The organism is Oceanisphaera arctica, assembly GCF_002936955.1.
Classification (GTDB): Bacteria; Pseudomonadota; Gammaproteobacteria; order Enterobacterales; family Aeromonadaceae; genus Oceanimonas; species Oceanimonas arctica.
This window is the reverse complement of the sequence record NZ_MPZM01000039.1, coordinates 1-21,307: the sequence shown is the minus strand read 5'-3', so window position 1 is coordinate 21,307 and position 21,307 is coordinate 1. Positions and strand designations below refer to the sequence as shown.

At 58.3% G+C, this 21,307-nt stretch carries 22 protein-coding genes and 1 pseudogene; 14 read left to right on the top strand and 9 right to left on the bottom strand.

Translation table 11 applies throughout. The features are described 5' to 3' along the window. Positions 1–430: 430 nt before the first annotated feature. The 3 genes from UN63_RS13710 to gltS all read left to right on the top strand — a co-directional run bounded on the left by UN63_RS13710 (position 431) and on the right by gltS (position 3,396). A complete protein-coding gene (locus UN63_RS13710) occupies positions 431–1,153 on the top strand; it encodes an IclR family transcriptional regulator (RefSeq protein WP_104487505.1) in 723 nt (240 codons plus the stop codon). A 21-nt stretch (positions 1,154–1,174) separates the two neighbouring features. After that, positions 1,175–2,125 carry a formimidoylglutamase gene (hutG, locus tag UN63_RS13705; RefSeq protein WP_104487503.1) on the top strand — a complete coding sequence of 317 codons (951 nt, stop codon included), beginning with the start codon at positions 1,175–1,177 and terminating at the stop codon, positions 2,123–2,125. A gap of 62 nt (positions 2,126–2,187) precedes the next feature. Continuing rightward, positions 2,188–3,396, top strand: a complete 1,209-nt coding sequence (gene gltS / locus UN63_RS13700; protein WP_104487500.1) for a sodium/glutamate symporter — start codon at positions 2,188–2,190, stop codon at positions 3,394–3,396. Between the two features lie 82 nt (positions 3,397–3,478). Here the strand turns inward: gltS and ftsZ are convergent, their stop codons facing one another. Further along, on the bottom strand, positions 3,479–4,558 hold the full coding sequence (ftsZ, locus tag UN63_RS13695) for a cell division protein FtsZ (RefSeq protein ID WP_104487498.1): 1,080 nt from the start codon (positions 4,556–4,558) through the stop codon (positions 3,479–3,481). Positions 4,559–4,631: 73 nt separating this feature from the next. Beyond that, complete coding sequence (locus UN63_RS13690) at positions 4,632–5,591, bottom strand: helix-turn-helix transcriptional regulator (RefSeq protein WP_104487496.1); 960 nt, start codon at positions 5,589–5,591, stop codon at positions 4,632–4,634. 211 nt (positions 5,592–5,802) lie between these two features. Here UN63_RS13690 and UN63_RS13685 point away from each other — a divergent pair, with 211 nt between their 5' ends. Next, positions 5,803–7,323 (top strand): M14 family zinc carboxypeptidase, encoded by a 1,521-nt coding sequence (locus UN63_RS13685; RefSeq protein WP_229793591.1) that lies wholly within the window; start codon positions 5,803–5,805, stop codon positions 7,321–7,323. 729 nt (positions 7,324–8,052) lie between these two features. Here UN63_RS13685 and UN63_RS13680 read toward each other — a convergent pair. Then, positions 8,053–8,442, bottom strand: coding sequence for a SirB2 family protein (locus UN63_RS13680; RefSeq protein ID WP_104487492.1), 390 nt, complete (start codon positions 8,440–8,442; stop codon positions 8,053–8,055). A 145-nt stretch (positions 8,443–8,587) separates the two neighbouring features. Between UN63_RS13680 and UN63_RS13675 the strand changes: the two genes are divergently transcribed. Next, on the top strand, positions 8,588–9,013 hold the full coding sequence (locus tag UN63_RS13675) for a DUF411 domain-containing protein (RefSeq protein ID WP_104487490.1): 426 nt from the start codon (positions 8,588–8,590) through the stop codon (positions 9,011–9,013). Here UN63_RS13675 and UN63_RS13670 read toward each other — a convergent pair. Next, positions 8,994–9,350, bottom strand: coding sequence for a DUF2500 domain-containing protein (locus UN63_RS13670; RefSeq protein WP_104487488.1), 357 nt, complete (start codon positions 9,348–9,350; stop codon positions 8,994–8,996). The two genes, UN63_RS13675 and UN63_RS13670, sit on opposite strands and share 20 nt — an antisense overlap. A 73-nt stretch (positions 9,351–9,423) precedes the next feature. Between UN63_RS13670 and UN63_RS13665 the strand changes: the two genes are divergently transcribed. The 5 genes from UN63_RS13665 (at position 9,424) to UN63_RS13645 (ending at position 14,075) form a co-directional block, all read left to right on the top strand. Next, positions 9,424–10,596: a hypothetical protein gene (locus UN63_RS13665; RefSeq protein WP_146084752.1), complete on the top strand. Its 1,173-nt coding sequence runs from the start codon at positions 9,424–9,426 to the stop codon at positions 10,594–10,596. Further along, entirely contained in the window at positions 10,568–11,233 is a 666-nt protein-coding gene (locus tag UN63_RS13660; RefSeq protein ID WP_181068251.1) for an intermembrane phospholipid transport protein YdbH family protein, read from the top strand. Before UN63_RS13665 ends, UN63_RS13660 begins: the two co-directional genes overlap by 29 nt. Further along, positions 11,234–11,428, top strand: coding sequence for a YnbE family lipoprotein (locus tag UN63_RS13655; protein WP_104487480.1), 195 nt, complete (start codon positions 11,234–11,236; stop codon positions 11,426–11,428). It abuts the gene before it with no gap. A 9-nt stretch (positions 11,429–11,437) separates the two neighbouring features. Beyond that, entirely contained in the window at positions 11,438–11,752 is a 315-nt protein-coding gene (locus UN63_RS13650; protein WP_229793593.1) for a YdbL family probable chaperone protein, read from the top strand. Between the two features lie 178 nt (positions 11,753–11,930). After that, a complete protein-coding gene (locus UN63_RS13645; protein WP_104487477.1) occupies positions 11,931–14,075 on the top strand; it encodes a S9 family peptidase in 2,145 nt (714 codons plus the stop codon). Positions 14,076–14,425: 350 nt separating this feature from the next. On the opposite strand, the gene UN63_RS13640 is transcribed toward UN63_RS13645, so the two are convergent. Together UN63_RS13640 and UN63_RS13635 are read right to left on the bottom strand one after the other, a co-directional pair. Beyond that, entirely contained in the window at positions 14,426–15,775 is a 1,350-nt protein-coding gene (locus UN63_RS13640) for a sodium-dependent transporter (protein WP_104487474.1), read from the bottom strand. Between the two features lie 211 nt (positions 15,776–15,986). Next, positions 15,987–17,105, bottom strand: coding sequence for an acyl-CoA desaturase (locus UN63_RS13635; RefSeq protein WP_104487471.1), 1,119 nt, complete (start codon positions 17,103–17,105; stop codon positions 15,987–15,989). A 144-nt stretch (positions 17,106–17,249) separates the two neighbouring features. Here UN63_RS13635 and fabR point away from each other — a divergent pair, with 144 nt between their 5' ends. Both fabR and UN63_RS13625 read left to right on the top strand, forming a co-directional pair. Continuing rightward, positions 17,250–17,861, top strand: coding sequence for an HTH-type transcriptional repressor FabR (gene fabR, locus UN63_RS13630; protein ID WP_104487469.1), 612 nt, complete (start codon positions 17,250–17,252; stop codon positions 17,859–17,861). Between the two features lie 23 nt (positions 17,862–17,884). Next, entirely contained in the window at positions 17,885–18,247 is a 363-nt protein-coding gene (locus UN63_RS13625) for a YijD family membrane protein (RefSeq protein ID WP_104487466.1), read from the top strand. A gap of 59 nt (positions 18,248–18,306) precedes the next feature. Here UN63_RS13625 and sseA read toward each other — a convergent pair whose 3' ends face one another. Continuing rightward, complete coding sequence (gene sseA, locus UN63_RS13620) at positions 18,307–19,164, bottom strand: 3-mercaptopyruvate sulfurtransferase (protein WP_104487464.1); 858 nt, start codon at positions 19,162–19,164, stop codon at positions 18,307–18,309. Positions 19,165–19,741: 577 nt separating this feature from the next. Here sseA and UN63_RS13615 point away from each other — a divergent pair. Further along, on the top strand, positions 19,742–20,062 hold the full coding sequence (locus UN63_RS13615; protein ID WP_104487461.1) for a putative signal transducing protein: 321 nt from the start codon (positions 19,742–19,744) through the stop codon (positions 20,060–20,062). A gap of 9 nt (positions 20,063–20,071) precedes the next feature. Here the strand turns inward: UN63_RS13615 and UN63_RS13610 are convergent, their stop codons facing one another. Continuing rightward, positions 20,072–20,353 carry a DUF1145 domain-containing protein gene (locus tag UN63_RS13610; RefSeq protein ID WP_104487459.1) on the bottom strand — a complete coding sequence of 94 codons (282 nt, stop codon included), beginning with the start codon at positions 20,351–20,353 and terminating at the stop codon, positions 20,072–20,074. Further along, positions 20,350–20,946 (bottom strand): 16S rRNA (guanine(966)-N(2))-methyltransferase RsmD, encoded by a 597-nt coding sequence (gene rsmD, locus UN63_RS13605; RefSeq protein WP_104487457.1) that lies wholly within the window; start codon positions 20,944–20,946, stop codon positions 20,350–20,352. The genes UN63_RS13610 and rsmD overlap by 4 nt, the downstream gene beginning before the upstream one ends. A gap of 130 nt (positions 20,947–21,076) precedes the next feature. Here rsmD and UN63_RS13600 point away from each other — a divergent pair. Then, a pseudogene (locus tag UN63_RS13600) lies at positions 21,077–21,307 on the top strand (signal recognition particle-docking protein FtsY); the annotation flags it as partial.

The window sequence follows — 21,307 nt, the reverse complement described above, 5'->3', positions numbered from 1 at the left end:
ATATCAAACATTGGTTAATCAATGCTGGGTTTTTAGGGGGCTTAGGGATTTAATACTACTCGAGACCCTAGATTGCTTTCGAAGTTCAGTCATCCGGGTTGGTGACCCGGATAATCAACTGGTATTCTTCATGACGGGCAAGCCGATTGGCTTGCCCTTTTTCTTGCCTGCGTTTTTCCCTCTCGACTCCTTCCTCACCTCTTTTTTTCCTTCGTGATCACGACGTATTGGGCGCCGTTTGTGTCTGAAGTCATGACGATGACGATCCCTTGTCTGGCTGCATATTATCGGGTGTAAATGTTAAATCATGGTTATTTGTGCCGCATTTATTTAGAAAAATAGCACTATATTTACATTTAATTCCCGTATTTTGAGAATCAAAGTTTACAGCGTCGATTTATCAGGCAATGTGCGCCGCGAGGAGAGGTTCATGACCATCAAAATCAGCTCTCAGGACAAGGTGTTTACGCTGCTGTCCGCTCTGGTAACGGCCCCTGGTGCCATTACCGCCCGTGAGCTCGCCGAGCTTACCGGCCTGCCATTGTCCAGCACCTATCGTTATCTGGCGGTGCTGGGCCGCTGGTCACTGGTGCAGGAGCGCCAAAGCGGCAGATATGCTCCCGGTCCCATGGCGATACAGCTGGCGGCCGGTTTCGAGCATCAGAACAGCGTGCTGACCTGGGCCAGGCCCTTGCTGGCCGAGTTGGCGGAACGGTCCGGAGAAAGCGCAGCCCTGATGATGATTTCCGGCAACCGGGCGCTCTGTGTCGAGATGATCGACAGCTCTCAGGCCCTGCGTTGCTGCTACCAGAAAGGCTACTCCCAACCGCTGCGTCACGGCGCCAGTGCGAGGGCCTTGCTGGCATTTATGGACGAGACGTTGCGCGAGCAGATACTGGCGGAACTGCCGCCGGCAGAGCGCACCCTGATGATTCAGGCGCTGGTGCAGGTGCGGGAGCAGGGTTATGCAGTGTCACAAGGCGAAATCGACAAGGGAGTCTGGGGCGTCAGCGCGCCGGTACTGGGCAGCCGGGAACATTTGCTTGGCGCCATCAGTCTGATGGCGCCTGCGGATCGGGTCGGGGGCACCCAGAGCCAGTGGATTCGCTGGGTCTGCGACGCCGCCGCGCGTCTGGGCGCCATGAGCTATTAGTCAATTTTGTGAGGAGTCGTAATGAAACAAACCGCATATAGCGCCGCCGACATGTCTCTGTGGCAGGGACGAGTAGATCACGAAGAAGGTGATCTGGCCCGCCGCTGGCACCAGCAGGTACAGGCTGCAGAAGGTGAGCAGCCTGCCGGTCTGGTATTGCTGGGCTTTTGTTGTGATGCCGGTGTGCTCCGCAATCAGGGTCAGGTGGGCGCCGCCGCCGGACCGCAAGCGCTGCGGGCCGCCACCGCTAACCTGGCCTGGCATCTGGATACGCCTCTCTACGACGGTGGCGATGTGCATTGTCATGGGGACGAGCTGGAAGCGGCTCAAACGCTGTATGCCGACAAGGTGGCGGCCTTCATGGACGCCGGGCACCGGGTGATAGGCCTGGGTGGCGGTCACGAGATTGGCTATGCCAGCTTCAGCGGTCTGGTGGAGCACCAGTGCCGCCAGCAAGAGACTCCGCGTATCGGCATCATCAACTTCGACGCCCATCTGGATTTGCGTCGTTCGGCCCGCGCCAGCTCCGGCACTCCCTTCAACCAGTGTGCCACCCTGTGCGAAGCACGCGGACTGCCGTTTCATTACACCTGTATCGGCGTCAGTCGTTACCACAATACCGACGCGCTGTTCGAGCGTGCCAGCCAGCTGAATACCCGCATCGTGCTGGATGAAGAACTGAACGGCTGGGATCTTCAGCCGCTGAATTCGGCCCTGGATCAGGCCATTAACGAGGTCGACCTGCTGTATGTCACCGTCTGCCTGGATGTATTGCCGGCCAGTCTGGCGCCGGGCGTCAGCGCTCCGGCAGGACGAGGCATGGATCTGGGGCTGCTGGAGTATGCGCTGGAGCGCATCAAGTCCAGCAACAAGATGAGAATGGCCGATATCGCCGAGCTGAACCCGGCTCGGGATCGGCACTCAAGCACGGCCCGTGTGGCCGCGCGCCTGTTGGCCCGGCTTGCCGGCTAACCCCGTTTGTCGGCCCTGGCCTGGGCCGATATTGTAATTAGTTGTAGATATAGGGAAATAGAATGAACCTCATTACTCTCGATGTGATGAACACCACGGCCCTGGCGGCCTTGCTGCTGATGCTGGGTCTGGTGTTGCAGCGCAAGGTGGGTCTGCTCCACCAGTTGTGCGTGCCGGCCCCGGTGATCGGTGGCTTTGGTTTCGCCCTGGTGGTGTGGGCCGCCCGTAGCTGGGGAGGGGTTGAATTCAAGTTCGATACGGCCTTGCAAACCCCCTTGATGATTGCGTTCTTTGCCACCGTCGGTCTGGGTGGCAGCCTGGCCTTGCTGAAAAAAGGCGGCAAGGTGCTGGGCATTTATCTGGTCGCCTGCTGGCTGTTGGCATTGCTGCAGAATGGCCTGGGGATCGGCATTGCCTCCCTGCTGGGCGAGCACCCTCTGCTCGGCCTGATGGCCGGTGCCGTTTCTCTGGAAGGGGGCTTCGGTGCCGCCGCGGCCTTCGGTCCCGAGGCAGAAGCGCTGGGTGTGACCGGTGCCACTACCGCGGCCCTTGCCGCGGCTACCTTCGGTATGGTGGCCGGTGGTCTGCTGGGTGCCCCTGTGGCTCGACTGCTGATTACTCGTCACAAGGTCGATATTCATGCGGAACAGGTACATGATCTGAAGGCGCTGCAGGCCTCGGAACGACCGGTGCCGGCCACCATTACCGGTACCCTGTTGCTGAAGATTCTGGCGGTGGTGCTGTGCACCATGATTGCCGGTCTGTGGCTGAGCGGTCATTTGCGCGCGGACTTCGACATCATTCTGCCGTCTTATGTCGGCGCCATGTTTATCGCTATAGTGCTGCGTAACCTGAACGAGAAGTTTGCCCTGCTGACGCTGCCCGACAACGCCATCAATGTGGTCAGCGACTTTTGTCTGGGGATCTTCCTGACCATGGCGATGATGTCGCTGCAACTGTGGCAGCTGGCGGATCTGGGCTGGTCACTGCTGATCATCCTGGCGGTGCAGACCCTGGCCATCATCTTGCTGGCGGTCTTCCTGATGTTCCGGTTGATGGGAGGCAATTACGATGCGGCGGTGCTGTGTGCCGGCTTTGTCGGACACGGTCTGGGGGCGACGCCCAATGCGGTGGCCAACATGGGCGCGGTCTGTGAGCGCTACAAGGTGTTTTCGCACAAGGCCTTTATCGTGGCGCCTTTGTGCGGGGCCGTGCTGATCGACATAGTGGCCATTCCCGCTATTACCTGGTGTCTGAACGTATTTGGCTAAGGTAAAAATGGAATCTCTGTATTGAAAACAGAAGTGAAAATCGGGAAGTAAAAAGGCCGGTGCAATGCACCGGCCTTTTTCGTTATTTCTGTCGCTGGCGCAGAAAGGCGGGAATATCGAGCCCTTCCGGCGTCGACTCCGGCTGGCTGAGGGGAGCCTGTTGCTGAGGCTGAGACGGCGCTATGGTTTCCTGCTGGGGCTGGATACCAGTGGCAATCATGGTCACCTGTATGCTGTCGACCAGATTGGGATCCAGGCTGATGCCAGACACCACGGTGGCGTATTCGCCCACGCACTCGGCTACCTGGTCACCGATTTTCTGGAAATCGTCGAGGCCGATGTCCATCGAGGCCACCACGTTGAGCAGCACACCCCGAGCGCGCTCGAGCTCTACCTTCTCGAGCAGCGGATTATTCAGCGCCTGCAGGGTGGCGTCTGCCACCTTGTTTTCTCCCTTGCCGAGGCCGATGCCCATGACCGCCTTGCCCTGCTGGCTCATGATGGTGCGCACATCGGCAAAGTCGATATTGATAAGGCCGGTCTGACCTATGATGTCCGCCAGGCCCTTGACCGCGTTCTGAATGACCTTGCTGCTTTCGGTAAAGGCTTGCAGCAGGGGCGTTTTGGCGCCCAGTACCTTGAGCAGGTAATCGTTGGGCAGCACCAGCAAGGCATCGGTGTGTTCGGCCAGTGCCTTCAGCCCTTCGTCGGCGGCTTTGGCGCGTTGCTTGCCTTCGAAGCCGAATGGACGGGTGACGATAGCCACCGTCATGACACCCAGCTCACGTGCCACCCTGGCGACGATGGGCGCGGCGCCGGTACCGGTGCCACCGCCCATGCCGGCGGTAATAAAGCACAAATCCGCGCCATTCAACTGGGCGCGGATCTCGTTCAGGCTCTCTTCTGCGGCCTGCCGGCCAATCTCGGCCTGGGCACCGGCGCCCAAGCCCCGGGTCAGTATCTTGCCCAGTTGCAGGGTGTTGACCCGGCTCTGTTGCAGCGCCTTGGCATCGGTATTCATGGCAACGATATGAACGTGCTCGGGCAGGGCGCCGTCGGCCAGCAGGTTAACGGTGTTGCCACCGCAACCGCCGACGCCGATGACGCAGATATTAATCGCATCACAATCCGGTTCGGCCGGTTCAAAATAGAGGTCGCGCATCCGGTACTCCGTGAAAAAACAAAAGGGCTGAATCAGTCAGCCCTCCGCAAATAAGGTGATAGTAATAAATAGCTTAGCTATTTTTTAATGACTCTGGCGCCAGTATCTCGACTTTACCCGCCATATCGGTCAACCAGCGGCGAAATTCGGGCGAATCCTTGACGTCGGTTTCCACCATCATGCTCTGCTTGTCGTAACGGGTCAACCTGGGGTTATTGCCCGGAATGGCGTCTTCCATAATGGCTCGATTCGGGTTGGTGATCCGGCCGACAAAATGAATGGTATCCGCTTCTTCATGGTACCCCTTCTCGCGGATCAGCTTGTTGACGCTGAATTCACGCGGCTGTGTCACCGGGCGGCTGGTCAGCTCCACATCCTTGATGTGTTCGAAGGGAATACCGTAAATCTTGGGATCCATGTCCGACACTGTGCACAACAGCATGGTGCTGTCTTTACGGCTGACGATGCCGAGCGGATTCACCTGTTCGTAACGCAGCCAGACGGTACGGCCCTTGATCACCCGCTTGATTTCGGCGCTGAACTTACGGCCGCGCCACAGGGCGTCGCGGATGGTGGTGGCGCGGCGAATATCCGGGCTGCCGGCGAACGGTTTGGGCAGGCGCACCACGTTTTCCATCCAGCGACCGGCCAGCTCGCTCTGGCTGTCTTTGATGACCTGGGTGGCCTTGTCGATAATCGGGTTCAATTCGCTCAGCACGCTGGCCGGCAGTAGATCGGCGGCCTGATCGTTCCAGGTTTTCAGCGCCATGGCCAGGCTGAGCGGCATGAAGTTGGCGAAGTCATTCAAACCATTGCGTTCAAAGCACCAGCCATGAGGCTTGCTGCGATCATCCGAGGTGAGATCGAATAGTCCCATTCCGGACATTTCTTCCAGATCCCGCTGTACGGTGCGCAGGCTGACCTGAATGCCTTCTTCTTCCAGTTTTTCTTGCAGCTGGCGTGCGGTCAGCTTGTACGGACGGTAGGGAACACAGCGCGCCAGGGTCAATTGTCTTAATAGCTTCTTACTCATGGTGATGCCCTCTTGCTTGGTATGATTCTATCCTAGGCGCAGTGTGTGACAAGTTCTGTCGCAACCTTTTTGTGGGAGACTGTCGCCATTTGTCTACAAACGGCAATTCATGGTCTGATCCTGACGCTGGATACTCGTTGCCTTTCTCTGTACCTGTGTATATAAGTAATTGAATTAAAAACATCTTTGTGGGGTTGTTATGAGAGCTTCAGTGGTTTTTCTTCTGCTGTGCAGCAGCCTGGTCTGGGGGCAACCCATACCACCAACTCCCTTTGAACTTGAAAAAAAGCAGTCATTACCCGACAGCCGGACCATTGGCGACTATCTGACGACACTCGATACCCTGTCGCCCCGGGCGCGGCTGGTGGCGCTGGGCACGTCGGCCGGTGGTCGACCGATACAGGCGCTGCTGCTGTCGGAGTCGCCACCGTTTCTGCGGGATTTTGTCGGTGAGCCAGACAAGCCGACGGTGATGATGTTTGGCTCGCAGCACGGTAACGAGCCCTCCGGCGCAGAGGCCTTGCAGCGGCTGGCGCGGGAGCTGGTAGCCGGCGAGCATCCGGAGTTATTGCATCGACTCAATTTGGTGCTGGTGGCCATGGCCAATCCCGACGGGCGCGATCTGAGAAGGCGGCACAATGCCAATGACGACAACACCAATATCGACTACGTGGCCCTGCAGGCCGGTGAAACCCGCTTGCTGGTCGAGGCGCTGCATCGCTTCGATCCGGATGTGGTGTTCGATGCCCACGAGTCCGGCATCTGGAAACGGGTGCTGACCCGGGAGCTGGGTTGGATGACCGATGTGGAGGCCCAGTTTGATGTGGGCAACAACCCCAATATCGACGGCCCCTTGCGTGATTATACAGAAAGTAAACTACTGCCAGAGCTGATAGCGCGGGTGTCGGAGGCCGGATTGGCGGCGGTGCGCTATCGGGGCGAAATCACCAGCCTCGATCAGGCGGTATCCCGCGGTGGTCTGGGCATCACCAACCTGCGCAACTACGCGGCCATGCAGGGGCGGGTGTCCATTCTGGTGGAAAATCGGCTCGACAACAAAGGCGGTACCTATGCCACGCCGCGCAATATTGCCGAACGGGTACGCAAGCAGCATCTGAGTATGCTGGCGATGCTGCAGTTGGTGGCGGATGAAGCCGAGCCTCTGCTGACGGTATCGCGCCGAGCCCGACAGCAGTGGCAATCGGCCGGCGCCGCCGGCCGAACCCTGTGGATGGGGATGAGCTTTGACGTCAATCGGGATCAGCCAGAAATAACGCTGCCGCTGGTGCACTTTGCCGATGGTCATCAAGAGCTGCACCGTTTTCGCAATCGGGATGCCATCGTCACTCGGGAACCGGTGACGATGGCGGCAGCCTATGCGGTGACCCGGGAACGGGAACGGGTGGCGCGCTGGCTGGCGTCTCATCATATTGCCTTCGAAACGATCCTTGAACCCCGTGAGCTGCTGGCCGACAGGCTGGAGATAACAGAAGTGCGAAAGCAACCCGAGGCGCAGCCGGGGGTAAGGGAGAAGGTGCAGCCGGAGGTGATGGTAAATCGGGAAGCTGTGACCTTGCAGCGGGGAGACTTGTTGGTGCCGATGAGCCAGCCGTTGGCGCCGCTGGCAGCCCTGATGCTGGACCCGCGTTCGGCCAATGCCTTGTATCAGGAAGAGGGCTGGAACTGGTTGCAGCCAGGGGAGTTTCCGGTCTTTCCGGTGGTGGAATACTGAGTTTTGGTTAATGGCAGCAAAAGACAACAGGGCTGCCTCTACCGACACGCTACAAGTACTTCCATGTAAGCTCATGCCAATCAGATACTGGGTCGGAGCGCCAGAGGCAACACAGCCGCCACCCACGACACGCCATTTAGTCTTGCCACTCGTATTTCAGCCTGCTGCGAACATTCACTGGATGTTCGGTCAGGTTGAAACAACTCGTTATGGCGAGCAAGCTGGCCCCATGGGGGCTCGGAAATGCCGTCTGACCGCCAGGGAGGGCGGGAATGCCGGAACGGCAGGAGCATTTTCCGGCCATGGCATTTCACGGTCGTGGGAGCCGTTCTCTGTTGCCTCTTCTCGAGCATCGAGTTCTCTGTAGACGCGCTAACAGGCAACACCGGTGCATCAGGGAGGACAAAGGGATCTGCTCCGCCGACCATCACATGACAGGGCCAACAAAAGCTCCTGCAATGCTGGCACTCCCGCCTTCCATGGCGGTCGGACGTCATGTGATGAGCGTCACAGGGAGGTGCTCGAAGCGTGTCGTCGGAGCGGGCCCTTTATCCGACGTTTACACAGAAATGAAATAGATCATTTGTTTAATGGGCATTGGTATCACACATGGCATGTGATGGTCGGAAGAGGCAACCTTGTTGCCTCTTTATTTCACACGTTGATTTGTGACCAGGAGACAGTCTTCGAGCTGTCAGCTCTTTCTGGGAGAACTGTCGGCCAGGATGGTTACAACGCCAGCCAGGACAGCGGAGATTTGCTGACGGCGGCGCCGTAGATGTAGGCGAAGATGGCGATGGAGGCCAGGGCGGCACCCAGGCGCTGGCCACGGGTCTTGCCGCGCTTGATGGCGATGGTGCCAATCACGATATACAGCACCAGGCCGATGACCTTGGCGGTGAGCCAGGGGCTGTTGCCGAAGGGGATCTGCTGGCTCTGTACCGCCAGCCAGACGCCCAGTGCCAGCAGCAGGGTATCGTTGACATGGGGTAGTATCTTAAGCAGTTTGTTGTTGATGCGTGCCGGTGAAGGCACGGCCAGCCAGGCGCGCAGCATGAACAGTGTGATGCTGATCAGGGCAAACATCATGTGGGCGTGTTTAACGGCCAGATAAGACATAATAACTCCAGAGAAGACAATAAGATGGCGCAATGATAGCAGCATATCGTTTTGTCGTTGCGCTGAATACCGGGCAGGATCAATACGGCGCCGAGCATGGCCGTGTAACTTGTGCAGAGACACTCACGATATTGAGGTAACGACGATGAAAAAATGGCTGTATGGTCTTGCGGGCGCCCTGTTATCCGGGCCTGTGCTGGCGGCGTCGATCACTGTGTACAAATCGGAGACCTGTGGCTGCTGCGAAGATTGGGTGACGCACATGGAAGAGTCCGGCTTCGAGGTGGAGGTGGTGAATCGCGATAACCTGGCACCGGTGAAGGCGATGGCCGGTGTCAAACCGGAACTGGCTTCCTGTCACACCGGGCTTGTTGATGGCTATGTTATCGAGGGGCACGTGCCGGCGGCGGATGTGAAGCGACTGCTGGAACAAAAGCCGGCGGTGCGCGGCCTGACCATTCCCGGCATGCCGCAAAGCGCCCCGGGTATGGACATCCCCGGCTCACCCTATGAGGTGCTGAGCTTCGATAACCAGGGCAACAGCGCTGTCTTCAGTCGTTATCCAGGATAGTCTCGTCCGGCTCGAAGGCGATAAACCGGCGGCCCCGAAATACCAGGGTGCCGGTTTTTTCCTGCTCGAGCTGCTCATAGAGGTGCTGGGTTACCCGGAACTCCCGTTCACCATCCCCTTCCAGCGGCCGGAAGGACACATAATACTGCACTCTCGGCGGTGGCATTTCGGTCTGTTCTTTACGGGTCCGGCCCATGAATTCCCGGGTGCGTTTGTTGGCCACCATCACCGCCAGGCTATGTTGGGGCTGGCCGCTATTATAAAAGTAGGTATAGAGCCGCCGGCCGATCACCATGGCGGCGATGGCGATAATGCCCCAGAACACGATCTTGTCCATTGAATCACCCCCCTGTTTTGTTCAGCTTAATGCTTGTGTGCCGCGGCGCAAGCCGATTTGATGAAGGTGACCCTTGAACTGCTTGAAGGCGAAAATAGTTCGACGGCTGCTGCTCTGCATGGGGCTGCTGTCGCCTGCGGTGACTCAGGCATTACCCTTGCCGGAGTGGCTGCATGTGCAGGCGACCCTGACCCGGGCGCAGGTGCCGGCCTGTCCCAAAGAGCAGGCCGAAGGCTTGGCGCTGACGCTGAACGAAGGCCGTATCGAAGGACGACTGGAGCGGTTGAGTCTGGACCTGAGTTGCTCTCGCAGTGGCGGGGGTACCGCCGAGGGAGAAGGCGACGCTTTGTCGCTGCTGCTGACGCTGCCGGCCATCGACTTCCATGTCGACCGCCTGACCCTGCATCTGCCCAAGGCGGTGGTTACCGGTGCCGCCGAGCTGCGCCATAACGAACAATATCTCGAGATTGTCTGGCATACGAATGCCGGAGAGGCGCGGATGGAGTTGCGGCCGGAGCAGCATGGCTGGCGCTGGCAGGGGGAGTTGCCGGGTGCCTTGATTGCGCCCTCGCTACATCATCCACTGACCCTCGATGGCGGCTGGCAACCGGGAAAGCCATTGCGGCTGCTGGCCGAAGGCGAGCTGCCGGCGCCATTAACGGGCGCCTGGCAATTGCAGCTGGCGGCCGTGCAGGGGGAGCACGGCTGGCAGTTGCAGCCTGACTCGCGACTCAAGGTGGCGCGACTGCGCTGGAAACAGCTGGAACTCAATCGGCTGGAGTTAACGCCGGTGGGGGACGTTATGTTGGAAGGCCCCTGGCGTGCGCGTCTGAGCTGGCAGCAGGGGCGCTGGCAACAGCAGGCATTACCCGGCGCGGCGCTACTGCTGAGCGGGGCGGGGTCGGATCGACGGCAGGGCGCTGTGGCACTGGAGCTGGATCGCGGTCTGCAGCTGAAAGGCGACTGGCATTACGACCGGGGGCTGGCGCTGACGGTGCCGCCTCAGTCGCTGCCCGCGACCGGGGTTTGGCAATGGCTGGGCGGCTGGCTGGCCCTGCCGGTGGGGCTGGCGCCCGAGGCGGGCAAGCTGCTGCTGTCGCTGCAGGCGACGAACCTGCTCGATGCGGGGCGGCCGATAGCGTTTGAGGCAGAGCTTGAAGAGGGGCGGCTGAGCTACCGGGACATGCGTGCCGAGCAAGTGGGCCGCCAGTTTCAAGTTGAGATGGGACAAACGAGGGCTGCGTAGTGTCGGCCTCCAGGCCCTGTCGGCGGAGCGGTTCGAGGTGGGGGTGCCCATTACCGATATTCACGCCGCCCTGAACTGGCGGGCAGGCAAGCCCTGGCTTTCCGGGCTGACCGCCAAAGCCTTTGGCGGCCGCCTGGCGCTGGCGCCCATGGCGCTTACCGCGACGCCCTATGGCGAGGTGCACCTGAGCGACATTTCGCTGGAACAGGTGCTGGGCTATGCCAGTGTCAGCGGGCTGACCGGTAACGGCAGGCTGCACGGGCGACTGCCGTTTTCGTTCGAGCAGGGCTTCAGCGTCACCGCCGGCAAGGCCTATAGTGATAATGGCTGGATTTCCTATCAGGCAGGTGAGTCATTGCTGGCCACCGGCAAGAGTAATCTGTCGCTCGGGCTGACCCTGGGGCTGCTCAGCGACTTGCGTTATCAACGGCTGGAGGCGGATATTTCGATGGCGGCCAGTGGCGAGACTATCATCGATAGCCACTTGCGGGGGCTGGCGCCGGTGATGGGAAAAATGCACCCGGTCAACTTCAATTATCGCCACCAGGAAAACCTGCTACAGTTGCTGGCCAGTCTGCGCTTCGCCCAGGAGTTGAGTGAGCGATTGCCGGCCAGGCTACAGGGGGAGAGCGAATAAATGCGTAAACGTACGGCCATGATTGGCCTGTTGTTACAGAGCTTGTTACTGAGCGCCTGCACGCCCCGGGTGGAAGTAGTGGTGCCGGACAAGCCCATTACGGTCAACCTGAACGTGAAGGTGGATCACGAAATCCGGATCCGGGTCGATCGGGAGCTGGAAAAGTTGTTTGAACAGGAACAGGACTTGTTCTAGGGAGTCTCTATGCGGTGGTTAGCAGTGATATTGGCGGCCTGCCTGAGCTGGTCGGTCTGGGCGCTGGACTTGCAGCAGGCCAAGCAGCAGGGTCTGATCGGCGAGCAGCTGAATGGCCTGGTGGGCGTGGTGCGTGGGAGCGGTGGGGTGAATGCCATCGCCAGCGACATCAATCGAAAACGGCTGGAAAGTTATCAGGATATCGCCCGGCGCACCGGCACCAGCCTGACCGTGGTGCAGAGTCGTGCCGGTCAGCTGAATGTCGAGCGTACCGCCAGCGGGCATTACATCCAGCTGGCCGACGGCAGCTGGCGACGTAAGTAGTCACTTTTATGGCAGAGCCCGGTACTTCAGGCTCCATACGAGTTTTTTATACTGCTCTTCTTCGTATTATTGGTAAATAATTTGGCTAATCGCGCCTCAATTGGTTAATATTTATCCACTTTTGGACGATCGAAGATGAAGGAGTGGTGGTATGCGCAATAGGGTTAAGCTTTGCTTGATGTTAGCATGGGTGGCTTGTGCCAAACCCTACGCTAAAGGTACCGATGTGGAAGTAAAGCCTCCTGTCGCCAATAAAATCCCCCACGTTCTGAACAATCACGACGACATCCGGATCGACAACTATCACTGGATGCGAGATGACGAGCGCGACGATCCGCAGGTGCTCTCCTATCTGGAGCAGGAAAACCAGTACAGTGAGCAGGTGCTTACGCCGCTGAACTCACTGCAGGAAGACTTGTATCAGGAGATGATCGCCCGCATTCGTCAGGACGACAGCTCGGTACCCTATCTGAAAAACGGTTACCGCTACCAGACCCGTTATCAGAAGGGTCAGGAATACGGCATTATCGAACGCCATCCCGAAGGTCAGCCCGAACAGATTGAACTGCTGCTGGACGGCAACGAGCGTGCCAAAGAACAGGCCTATTACGGCCTGGGGCAGGTCGCGGTCAGCCCCGATCAGCAGACCCTGGCCTTCGCCGAAGACTTTGTGTCCCGTCGTCAATACCAGGTCCGTTTCAAGTCGCTGCAAAGCGGCGAGCTCTTTGATGAAGTGCTGGAAAACACCTCCGGCAATCTGGAGTGGGCCAACGACGGCAAGACCCTGTTTTACGTCAAGCAGGACGAAAATACCCTGCTGCCCTACCAGGTTTACCGTCATACCCTGGGTACGCCCCAGAGCGAAGACGTGCTGGTGCATGAAGAGCAGGATCCCAGTTTTTATACCAGCATCTACAAGAGCCGCTCCGAAGACTACATCGTCATCGGCGCCTGGAATACGGTATCCAGCGAAATCAGCCTGGTCTCCGCCAACGAGCCCACAGCACAGGCGCAGGTGTTCCTGCCCCGTAAGCGTGGCCACGAATACGACATCGAGCACTATCAGGGCCAGTTTTATGTCCGTTCCAACAAGGATGGCGTCAACTTCGGCCTCTATCTGGCGGAAAACGGCACCATGGAGCAATGGCAGCCGCTGATCCCGGCCCGGGGTGATGTGCTGCTGGAAGGCTTTTCTCTGTTCCGTGACTGGCTGGTGCTGGAAGAGCGCAGCGAGGGGCTGGTGCATCTGCGCCAGATCCACCGCAAAGATGGCCGCGAGCACGATATTCGTTTCGATGATCCCGCCTATGTGACCTGGCTGGGGGTGAACGCCGAAGACGACAGCCCCTGGTTGCGCTACGGCTATTCTTCCATGACCCGGCCGTCGACCATCTATGAAGTGAACATGGACACCCAGGAGCGACGCGAACTCAAGCAGCAATATGTGGGCGAGCAGTTCAATGCCGATGACTACCGCAGCGAACGGCTGTGGGTCACGGCGCGGGACGGCGCCAAGGTGCCGGTGTCGTTGGTGTACCGGGCCGACAAGTTCAAGAACGATGGTAGCAACCCGCTGCTGGTGTACGCCTATGGCTCTTACGGTGCCAGCATGGATCCGGACTTCAGCAGCTCTCGCCTGAGCCTGCTCGATCGCGGCTTCGTCTATGCCATCGCCCATGTGCGCGGCGGCGAGGAGCTGGGGCGGGACTGGTATGATCAGGGTCGTCTGCTCAGCAAGGAGAACACCTTTCACGACTTTATCGATGTGACCCGCGAGCTGGTAGGGCAGGGTTACGGCGACAAGGAGCGGGTCTTTGCTTCCGGCGGCAGCGCCGGGGGTCTGCTGGTGGCTTCGGTCATCAACATGGCACCGAAGCTGTTCAAGGGCGTGGTCGCGGCGGTGCCCTTCGTGGACGTGGTGACCACCATGCTGGATGACACTATCCCGCTGACCACCGGCGAATACGATGAATGGGGTAACCCGGCGGATCCCGAGTATTACCATTACATGAAGTCTTACAGCCCTTACGATCAGGTGCAGGTACAGCCTTATCCGCACATGCTGGTGACCACCGGCTTGCACGATTCCCAGGTGCAGTACTGGGAGCCGGCCAAGTGGGTGGCCAAGCTTCGTGAGATGAAGACCGATGATAACCTGTTGCTGCTGCATTGCGACATGGATGCCGGCCACGGTGGCAAGTCCGGGCGCTTCGAGTCTTATCATGAGCTGGCGCGGGAATACGCCTTTCTGCTGGCGCTGGCCGGTGAAGGATCCGGTACCAAATTGGCGGGTTTCAGCGACCGCGCCGGACTGGTTAACTGATCCGAATACGTTATTCATCGACAATCGATTTTCAACAGTCGGCTAAAGGGCCCGCTCCCCCGACTCGCCGTAAATACATCCTTGTAGGCTCAGCCGCGCCATCCGTGGCGCGGATGGTCGGCTGAGCAGATCCCTTTGTCCTCCTTGAAGCTCCGGCGTTTCCTGTAGACGCCGTCTGCGGGCAACTCGGTGTTCCAGAAGAGGCAGCAGAGAACGGCTCCCACGACCGTGAAATGCCAAGGACGGCATTTCCGAGCCCCCACGGACGGGTTTATGGCGTGTCGAGGGAGGCGGCTGTGTTGCCTCTGGTCTGGGGCCTCAATATGACCAGATCATTACTGGGATTGGTATTAGTTACCTATCGATTGAATAATCACCACCAATACCAGTACCGGGCATACGAAGCGCACGTACCAGGGCCAGATCTTCCAGAATAGACCCTGCTCCAGCTCGGGGCAGCCTGACTTCAGCTCGGCCAGCACCTTGTTGCGCTGCCAGACCCAGCCGGCATACAGCGTGATGCACAGGCTTACCAGCGGCTGGGCATACTGGGTGGTGAGGGTGATCACCAGCCCGAACAGGGCGCCGAAGTTGAACACGATAATGACGCTTACCAGGGTGCAGAGCGTGGTCATCAGCCAGGTGGCCTTGATGCGCGACAGGCCGGTGGACTCCATCGCCAGCGACACCGGCGCCTCCAGCATGGAGATGGCGGAGGTCAGCGCCGCTACTATCATCAGCAGGAAGAAGGCGAAGGCCACCGGATACTGGGCCTGCCCCATGGTTTCAAACAGTGCCGGTAATACCGAGAACACCAGGGTATCCGAACTGAGCAGGCTGCCATCTTCGGCAAAAATGGGCACACCGTTGTGCTGGGCCACGTACATGGCGGGCAGGATCATCAGACCCGCCAGAAAGGCCACCCCGGTATCCAGCAGGGTCACCTGGGCGGCCAGGGCCGGAATGCTGGTCTGGCGGCTCAGATAGGAGCCATACAGCATCATCACCGCCGCACCCAGCGACAGCGAGAAAAAGCTCTGCCCCAGAGCCCCGATCAGTACCTGCCCGTTCAATACCCGCGAGAAATCCGGTACCAGATACGCCTTGAGACCCTCGTCTGCGCCCGGCTGCGACAGCATGTAGCCGGTCAGCAGCACCATCATGATCAGCAGCAGCGGCATAAGTCGGGTCGACCACTTTTCGATGCCCTGTTCCAGTCCCCGGCTGACCACATAGAGGCTAAGCAGGGCGAACAGCAGGGTGAACACCAGGTTGCGGGAGGTGGAAAAGCCGGTCAGCCAGCCGGCGGCATCATTGGCCCCTGCCAGGTTGGCCAGCGGCTCCAGAGCATAGGCGACAAACCAGCCGGAGACGATGGCGTAAAAGGTGAAGATCAGGCTGACGGTGATCACAGCCGCCAGCCCCACCATGCCGGCGATGACCTTGCCCAGCGGATTGGCGGTCAGGGTCCGTAGCGCCCGGAACGGACTGGCCTGGCCGTGACGACCGATGGTGATTTCGGCCACCAGCATGGGGTAGCCGAGCAGGAAGATAAACAGTAGATAGACCAGCAGAAAGGCACCACCGCCGTTGCTCGCCGCCTGAGTGGGGAAGCCCCAGATATTGCCCACGCCGATGGCCGAACCGGCGGCGGCCATCACGAATCCCAGCTTGCTGCTGAACTGCGCCCTTTTTTCCACGTCTTGCTGCTCCTGCTGACTGTAAAGTTAAACGTACAATTTCTGTCGAATAAAAATGGCGAAGACTATGGTGTTTTGCAGAGTTTTTGTCAAAGGGAAGTGGCAAGGGTAGGGGATAACAGTGAGCTTGTTCGTATTATCAGCAAAAAATAAGGCGGGAAGTCCCGCCTTATTTGGTCATGCAACCAGTGTCGTTGTGTAGCTTGTGGCGTTATGCAAACTGTGTGGTGAGTTTGAGCCAGTTACGCCGCTGTGTGGTGAAGGAGGCTTTTAGCTCATCGCAATTCAGCTTGAGGCGCAGCTCTTCGTATTTGCAGCGTGCCGCTTTTTTCTTGAGCTCCAGCAGACTCTTGCGCACCTGATAGTAACTCTTGAGCTGGTGCAACAAGCGATCGTATTCGCTGTGCAGCAGGGCCAGCCACTGCTCGGTATCGGCATTTTGTTGCTGGCGCAGTATCTTCTGGCGGGCTACTTCCAGCCGGCGTTCCAGCCGGGCCTGCTCGATCCGCTCCTGAGGGCAGGTTCGCAGCCGGGACGCCAGACCCACCCAGCTCATTGTGCGGATCAGCCACTTGGTGGGGTCGTAATGCCACCAGCGGATACCATTTCTATAATCGAACTCGAACAGATGATGAAAGTTGTGATAACCCTCGCCGAAGGTCAGCACCGCCAGCAGATCGTTGTCGCGTGCCGAGTTTTTGCCGGTGTAAGGCTGACGACCCCAGTAGTGGGCCAGAGAGTTGATAAAGAAGGTGACATGGTGGCCGAGGAACAGGCGCAGCACGCCGGCCATCAGCAGCATGCCCCAGATATCGCCGTGCCAGACGCCCAGCAACAGCGGCAGACCGATATTCATCATCAGGGTCAGCGATAGATAATGCTTGTGCTGAAACTGCAGGATGCGGTTGCGCTTGAGATCGGGAATGTTACTGTCGTCGGGAGTGTGGTAGTGGCGCAGCATCCAGCCCATGTGCGAGAACCAGAGTCCGCGGCTGGCGGAATAGGGGTCTTTGTCCAGATCGTCCACATGGCGATGGTGGCGACGGTGATCGGCACACCAGTGGTAGGCGGAATTCTGTAGCGACAGGGCGCCGCCCAAGGCGAACACCCACTGTAACAGGGGGTGGGCATCATAGGCCTTGTGCGCCCATAGGCGGTGATAACCGGCGGTTATCGACAGGCAGCTGTAACTGAACAGCGCGAGCATGGTGAGCCATTGCCAGCCATCAAAGCCTTGGGTCAGGCCATACCAGGGGACCAGCAACATCGTTGCCAGGCCGGTGCCTGAAAACAGCAGAAGGTTGGTCCAGAGCAGTGGGGGTTTACGCATCTTGTTATCCATTGAGCGAACAGCTGTACACTATTTTCGTCTTTAATGGCGGCCAGCGTCAATCATAAATTGACCTGTCGGAGCTGACCGCGTTGTGACAAAGGGGTATGATCCCATTATTAACACGTTGGACCCTGGTGTGCCGTGGGCATTCGCGCAGAACAAAAAGAAAAGACTCGACGTACTCTTATTGATGCGGCTTTTCGCCAGTTGAGCGCCGAACGCAGCTTCTCCAGTCTGAGTCTGCGCGAGGTGGCGCGGGAGGCGGGGCTGGCCCCCACCTCTTTTTATCGTCACTTCAAGGACATGGAAGAACTGGGGCTGACGCTGGTGGATGAAGGTGGTCTGACCCTGCGCCAATTGATGCGTCAGGCTCGTCAACGCATTGCCGATGGTGGTAGTGTTATCCAGATTTCGGTAAAAACCTTCATGGAGTTTATCGAGCGTAGTCCGGATGTGTTCCGGTTGCTGCTGCGGGAGCGTTCCGGTACTTCGGCCGCATTTCGTCAGGCGGTAGCTCGCGAAATTCAGCATTTTACCGCCGAGCTCACAGATTATCTGGAAGAGAAGCAACAAACTAGCCGAAGCTACGCCGAAACCCAGGCCCAGGCGATGGTCACCATCGTGTTTAGCGCTGGGGCCGAGGCGCTGGATATGAACGAAAAAGAGCGCTCGGTCTTGGCCGAACGCATGACACTGCAGCTGCGTATCATTGCCAAGGGCGCAGATGCATACAACAAAGCAAAGAGGCTCTAGGCCCTACATTAGGAAGGATGACCATGTCAGGAAGTAAACAAATTCGTCGTAAACCTATCTTGCTAGCGCTGTTGGTTGGCCTCTGCGGTAATGCCACCCTGGCAACCCTGAGCGTCAGCCAGCTGGCATTCTCCGTTTTTCCCCTCATTGCGCTGGCACTGGCCGCGTACATGCTGTACCAGGAATACCTGAGCGTCCCAATGGAGGGTGATACTCCCCTCTGTACCCTGCTCGCATTCCTGATCGGGGTATTTGGTTATTCGGCATTCCTGCGTACCCAATTTCCGGAAATGGGAACCAACTACCTGTCGGTGATGATCAGCCTGGTGTTGGTGATCTGGTTGGCGCTGAAGATGGGTGTGGCCGCACGGCCTACCGCCGAATAAGGCAAACCGCGAATAAACCGGTAATAAAAATGAGAATGCCCGCCATCAGGCGGGCATTTTTAATGGTCGGTGACCACCGGCAAGTCGGTGCTGCCACCCCATTCCGTCCAGGAACCGTCGTAAACCGCGACGTGCTGATGGCCGGTCAGATTCGCCGCCAGGGCAAGAATGGCGGCGGTGACGCCAGAGCCGCAGCTGCAGATCAAACGTTGTTCGGGAGCCAGCAGCGGCGTCAGCTTCTGCACCAGTTGTTCTTGGGGCAGAAAACGGCCCTGTTCCAGCAAGTCACCAAAGGGCAGACAATGGGCGCCTGGCATATGACCGGGGCGAACGCCGGGGCGAGGATCGGCGGCCTGGCCGCTGAATCGCTCCAGACTCCGGGCATCCAGCACCCGGGTATCAGGCTGTGACAGGGCAGTCTGTACCTGAGATGCGTTGGCTATCCAGTCGGCTTGCCGGCGGGCGACAAAATGACCGGGCGCGACGTCGTTAGGCTCCCCGCTTTCCAGCAGATATCCTTGCTTTAGCCAGTCCGGCAGACCGCCATCCAGCACGGCGACTCGCTCGTGCCCCATGGCTCTGAACATCCACCAGGCCCGCGGCGCGGCAAAGATACCACTGCTGTCGTAAATCACGATGTGATGATGATTGCTCAGGCCCAGCTCCGATACCTGCCGTGAAAATTGGGTTTCCGACGGCAACATATGGGGCAGCGGGCTGTCCGGATCCTTGATTTTGCTGTCGAAATCGAAGAAACGCGCCCCGGGAATGCGCTGCTGGCGCCATTCCTGTTCTCCCGAGCGCTTGGCGGCCGGCATGTGCCAGCTGGCATCCAGCACCACCAAATCCGGGTGCTGCAGGTGTTCGGCTAGCCAGTTTGAGTCCACCAGTGCCGATGGCAGCTGTAACGTTTTCATCAAGATCACTCCTTTATATCAGACGGTTTTATCCTAAGCCGCGAGACCCTTTCGGACCACCGTTTTGTGTTGTGCTGTTTGGTTGCGATATTAGCTTGCAGGCTTGTAAGAGATCTCTCAATGAGGGGGGGGGATAAGGCGTTTTAAGGTGCAGAGTTAACGACGTAAAAACAATAATTTATCTTTAAATCAATTAGTTGAGTTATTTTCATGATTTGGGCTGAACTCTTGTTCTGTTTTTCTGTCTTGAGGCTTCGGCAAAGTTATCTATAGTTAGTAGTGCAAGGAGCAAGGAAGTCGGTCAGGAAGACAGGCTGCCAGGAACGGCGAAAGGAACCCCGCAGGATGCGGTCAAGGACACCTCCAGGACGGAGATAGTCGAGCGATTCAGGATGATTCGCGGTCAGGATGACCAGGACACCCCGACGGATCGGGAAGAGGAACACCTTAAGGATAAGGTAATTTGTCAGGGAATGCAGGGAGCAACTTGGTTTAAGGATTAACCATACGACAACCCAAAAGGGGGTGACACGATGTCACCCCCTTTTTCTATCTGCCATTCCGGTACAGGGACAGCATGAGCGAGTGGATTCCGGTTTATCAAGCGGCCAACAGCCTGGAGGCGCATACCCTGAAGGGATCGCTGGAGGTGTCGGGTATCAGGGTGCAGCTGCAGGGCGAAGCCTTGTCCGGCGCTCTGGGCGAATTACCTGCCAATGCCGTGGAAGTGACTCTGCTGGTGCGGGCGCGGGATCTGGAGCAGGCGCAACTCATTCTGGAGCCTTATCGGCGAGGTGCCGGTCCTGCCTGGTATTGCCAGCGCTGTGGTGAGCACAATGCCGGCAGCTTTGAAACCTGCTGGCAGTGCGGCCACGAGGCCGACACCACCGAGCAGTAAGGCTTGAGCTTAGCGCTTTTGTTCCGTGATTTCTTTCAGGCGGGCCCTGTGATGATGCATGGCGAAGGAGCCGAACACCAGCACCGCCAGATAATCTTTCAGGGTGGGGTGCAGCAGGTTGGCTACCTGCTTGAGCATCAGCATCTGCAACAGGTGCATAAACAGCACCACGGCACCCAGGATCAGCGGCATGGAGCCGACTTCCTGAAAGTCGGGGCCGAGCAGCGCGTAAATAATACCGGCCCAGAACACCAGCATGACCAGCCGCATCACGAAATTTAGTACCTTCATACCATTTGTTCCCTTTGATAAAGTTGATAATTGACCTGTCCTGCCTGCTTGTCTTTCAGCAGCCGCCAGTTCGGCGGTAGCAGCAAGGGTTCTGAATTCTGTTCCCGCTCGATATAGATTTTTGCGTCTTCGCTTAACCAACCGCCTTGTTCCAGCAGCTGGCAGGCATTGGGCAGTAATTCCCGGTGAAACGGCGGATCCAGAAACACCAGATCGAACGGTGTGGCTGCCGTTTGCAGGAAGCCAAGGGCATCGGTATTGATAACCTGGCCCGGTGCCTCGGGCAGACTGGCCAGATTACGCTGTAGCTGCTGTGCCACTTTGGTATCTTTTTCTACCAGCACCACCTCGGTGGCGCCGCGTGACAGGGCCTCGAATCCCAGGCTGCCGCTGCCGGCAAAGAGATCGAGACAACGACAGTGACGAATGTCGAACATCAGCCAGTTGAACAGGGTTTCTTTTATTCTGTCGGTGGTCGGTCTGAGTCCTTCGCTATTCAGCACCGGCAATTTTCGTCCGCGCCATTGGCCACCGATCAGACGGATTTGTCCGTCGCCCGCCGAGGTGTTTTTTGCCGGTTTTGCTTTTGCCATCTCGTTTCGCCGTCTTTCAATAAAGTGCTAGTATAAGGCGGTTTTGCACCCATAAGGGGTGAGTATTCTAATGAAGGGGCCGAGTCACGGCCAGCCCTAATCTCCCCCGACACAAGTGAGTAATAGCAGGATGGCGAAAAAAGGTTTTTTCTCCTGGCTGGGCTTTGGCAAAAACAAAGATCAGCAGGACGTAGCAGAAGAACAACAAGCAGCGGAACAGCCGGCGATTGAATCGGAAATTGAATCCGGCACCGCAGAAGTAGAAAAGGTATTAGAGGAACAGCAGGCTCAGGCGGCAGAAGCCGAGGCGGCCGAGCAGGCCCGTCTGGCGGCAGAAGCCGAGGCGGCCGAGCAGGCCCGT

What these genes read in the sequence shown, in the direction of transcription:
- UN63_RS13680 (WP_104487492.1), bottom strand. Translation starts at nt 8,442, where the DNA reads ATGTCTTATCTGGCCGTTAAACACGCCCACATGATGTTTGCCCTGATC.
- rsmD (WP_104487457.1), bottom strand. Translation starts at nt 20,946, where the DNA reads ATGGCAAAAGCAAAACCGGCAAAAAACACCTCGGCGGGCGACGGACAA.
- UN63_RS13650 (WP_229793593.1), top strand. Translation starts at nt 11,438, where the DNA reads ATGCGGTGGTTAGCAGTGATATTGGCGGCCTGCCTGAGCTGGTCGGTC.
- UN63_RS13645 (WP_104487477.1), top strand. Translation starts at nt 11,931, where the DNA reads ATGTTAGCATGGGTGGCTTGTGCCAAACCCTACGCTAAAGGTACCGAT.
- UN63_RS13670 (WP_104487488.1), bottom strand. Translation starts at nt 9,350, where the DNA reads ATGGACAAGATCGTGTTCTGGGGCATTATCGCCATCGCCGCCATGGTG.
- sseA (WP_104487464.1), bottom strand. Translation starts at nt 19,164, where the DNA reads ATGAAAACGTTACAGCTGCCATCGGCACTGGTGGACTCAAACTGGCTA.
- ftsZ (WP_104487498.1), bottom strand. Translation starts at nt 4,558, where the DNA reads ATGCGCGACCTCTATTTTGAACCGGCCGAACCGGATTGTGATGCGATT.
- UN63_RS13625 (WP_104487466.1), top strand. Translation starts at nt 17,885, where the DNA reads ATGTCAGGAAGTAAACAAATTCGTCGTAAACCTATCTTGCTAGCGCTG.
- hutG (WP_104487503.1), top strand. Translation starts at nt 1,175, where the DNA reads ATGAAACAAACCGCATATAGCGCCGCCGACATGTCTCTGTGGCAGGGA.
- UN63_RS13690 (WP_104487496.1), bottom strand. Translation starts at nt 5,591, where the DNA reads ATGAGTAAGAAGCTATTAAGACAATTGACCCTGGCGCGCTGTGTTCCC.
- UN63_RS13710 (WP_104487505.1), top strand. Translation starts at nt 431, where the DNA reads ATGACCATCAAAATCAGCTCTCAGGACAAGGTGTTTACGCTGCTGTCC.
- UN63_RS13615 (WP_104487461.1), top strand. Translation starts at nt 19,742, where the DNA reads ATGAGCGAGTGGATTCCGGTTTATCAAGCGGCCAACAGCCTGGAGGCG.
- UN63_RS13675 (WP_104487490.1), top strand. Translation starts at nt 8,588, where the DNA reads ATGAAAAAATGGCTGTATGGTCTTGCGGGCGCCCTGTTATCCGGGCCT.
- gltS (WP_104487500.1), top strand. Translation starts at nt 2,188, where the DNA reads ATGAACCTCATTACTCTCGATGTGATGAACACCACGGCCCTGGCGGCC.
- UN63_RS13610 (WP_104487459.1), bottom strand. Translation starts at nt 20,353, where the DNA reads ATGAAGGTACTAAATTTCGTGATGCGGCTGGTCATGCTGGTGTTCTGG.
- UN63_RS13635 (WP_104487471.1), bottom strand. Translation starts at nt 17,105, where the DNA reads ATGCGTAAACCCCCACTGCTCTGGACCAACCTTCTGCTGTTTTCAGGC.
- UN63_RS13655 (WP_104487480.1), top strand. Translation starts at nt 11,234, where the DNA reads ATGCGTAAACGTACGGCCATGATTGGCCTGTTGTTACAGAGCTTGTTA.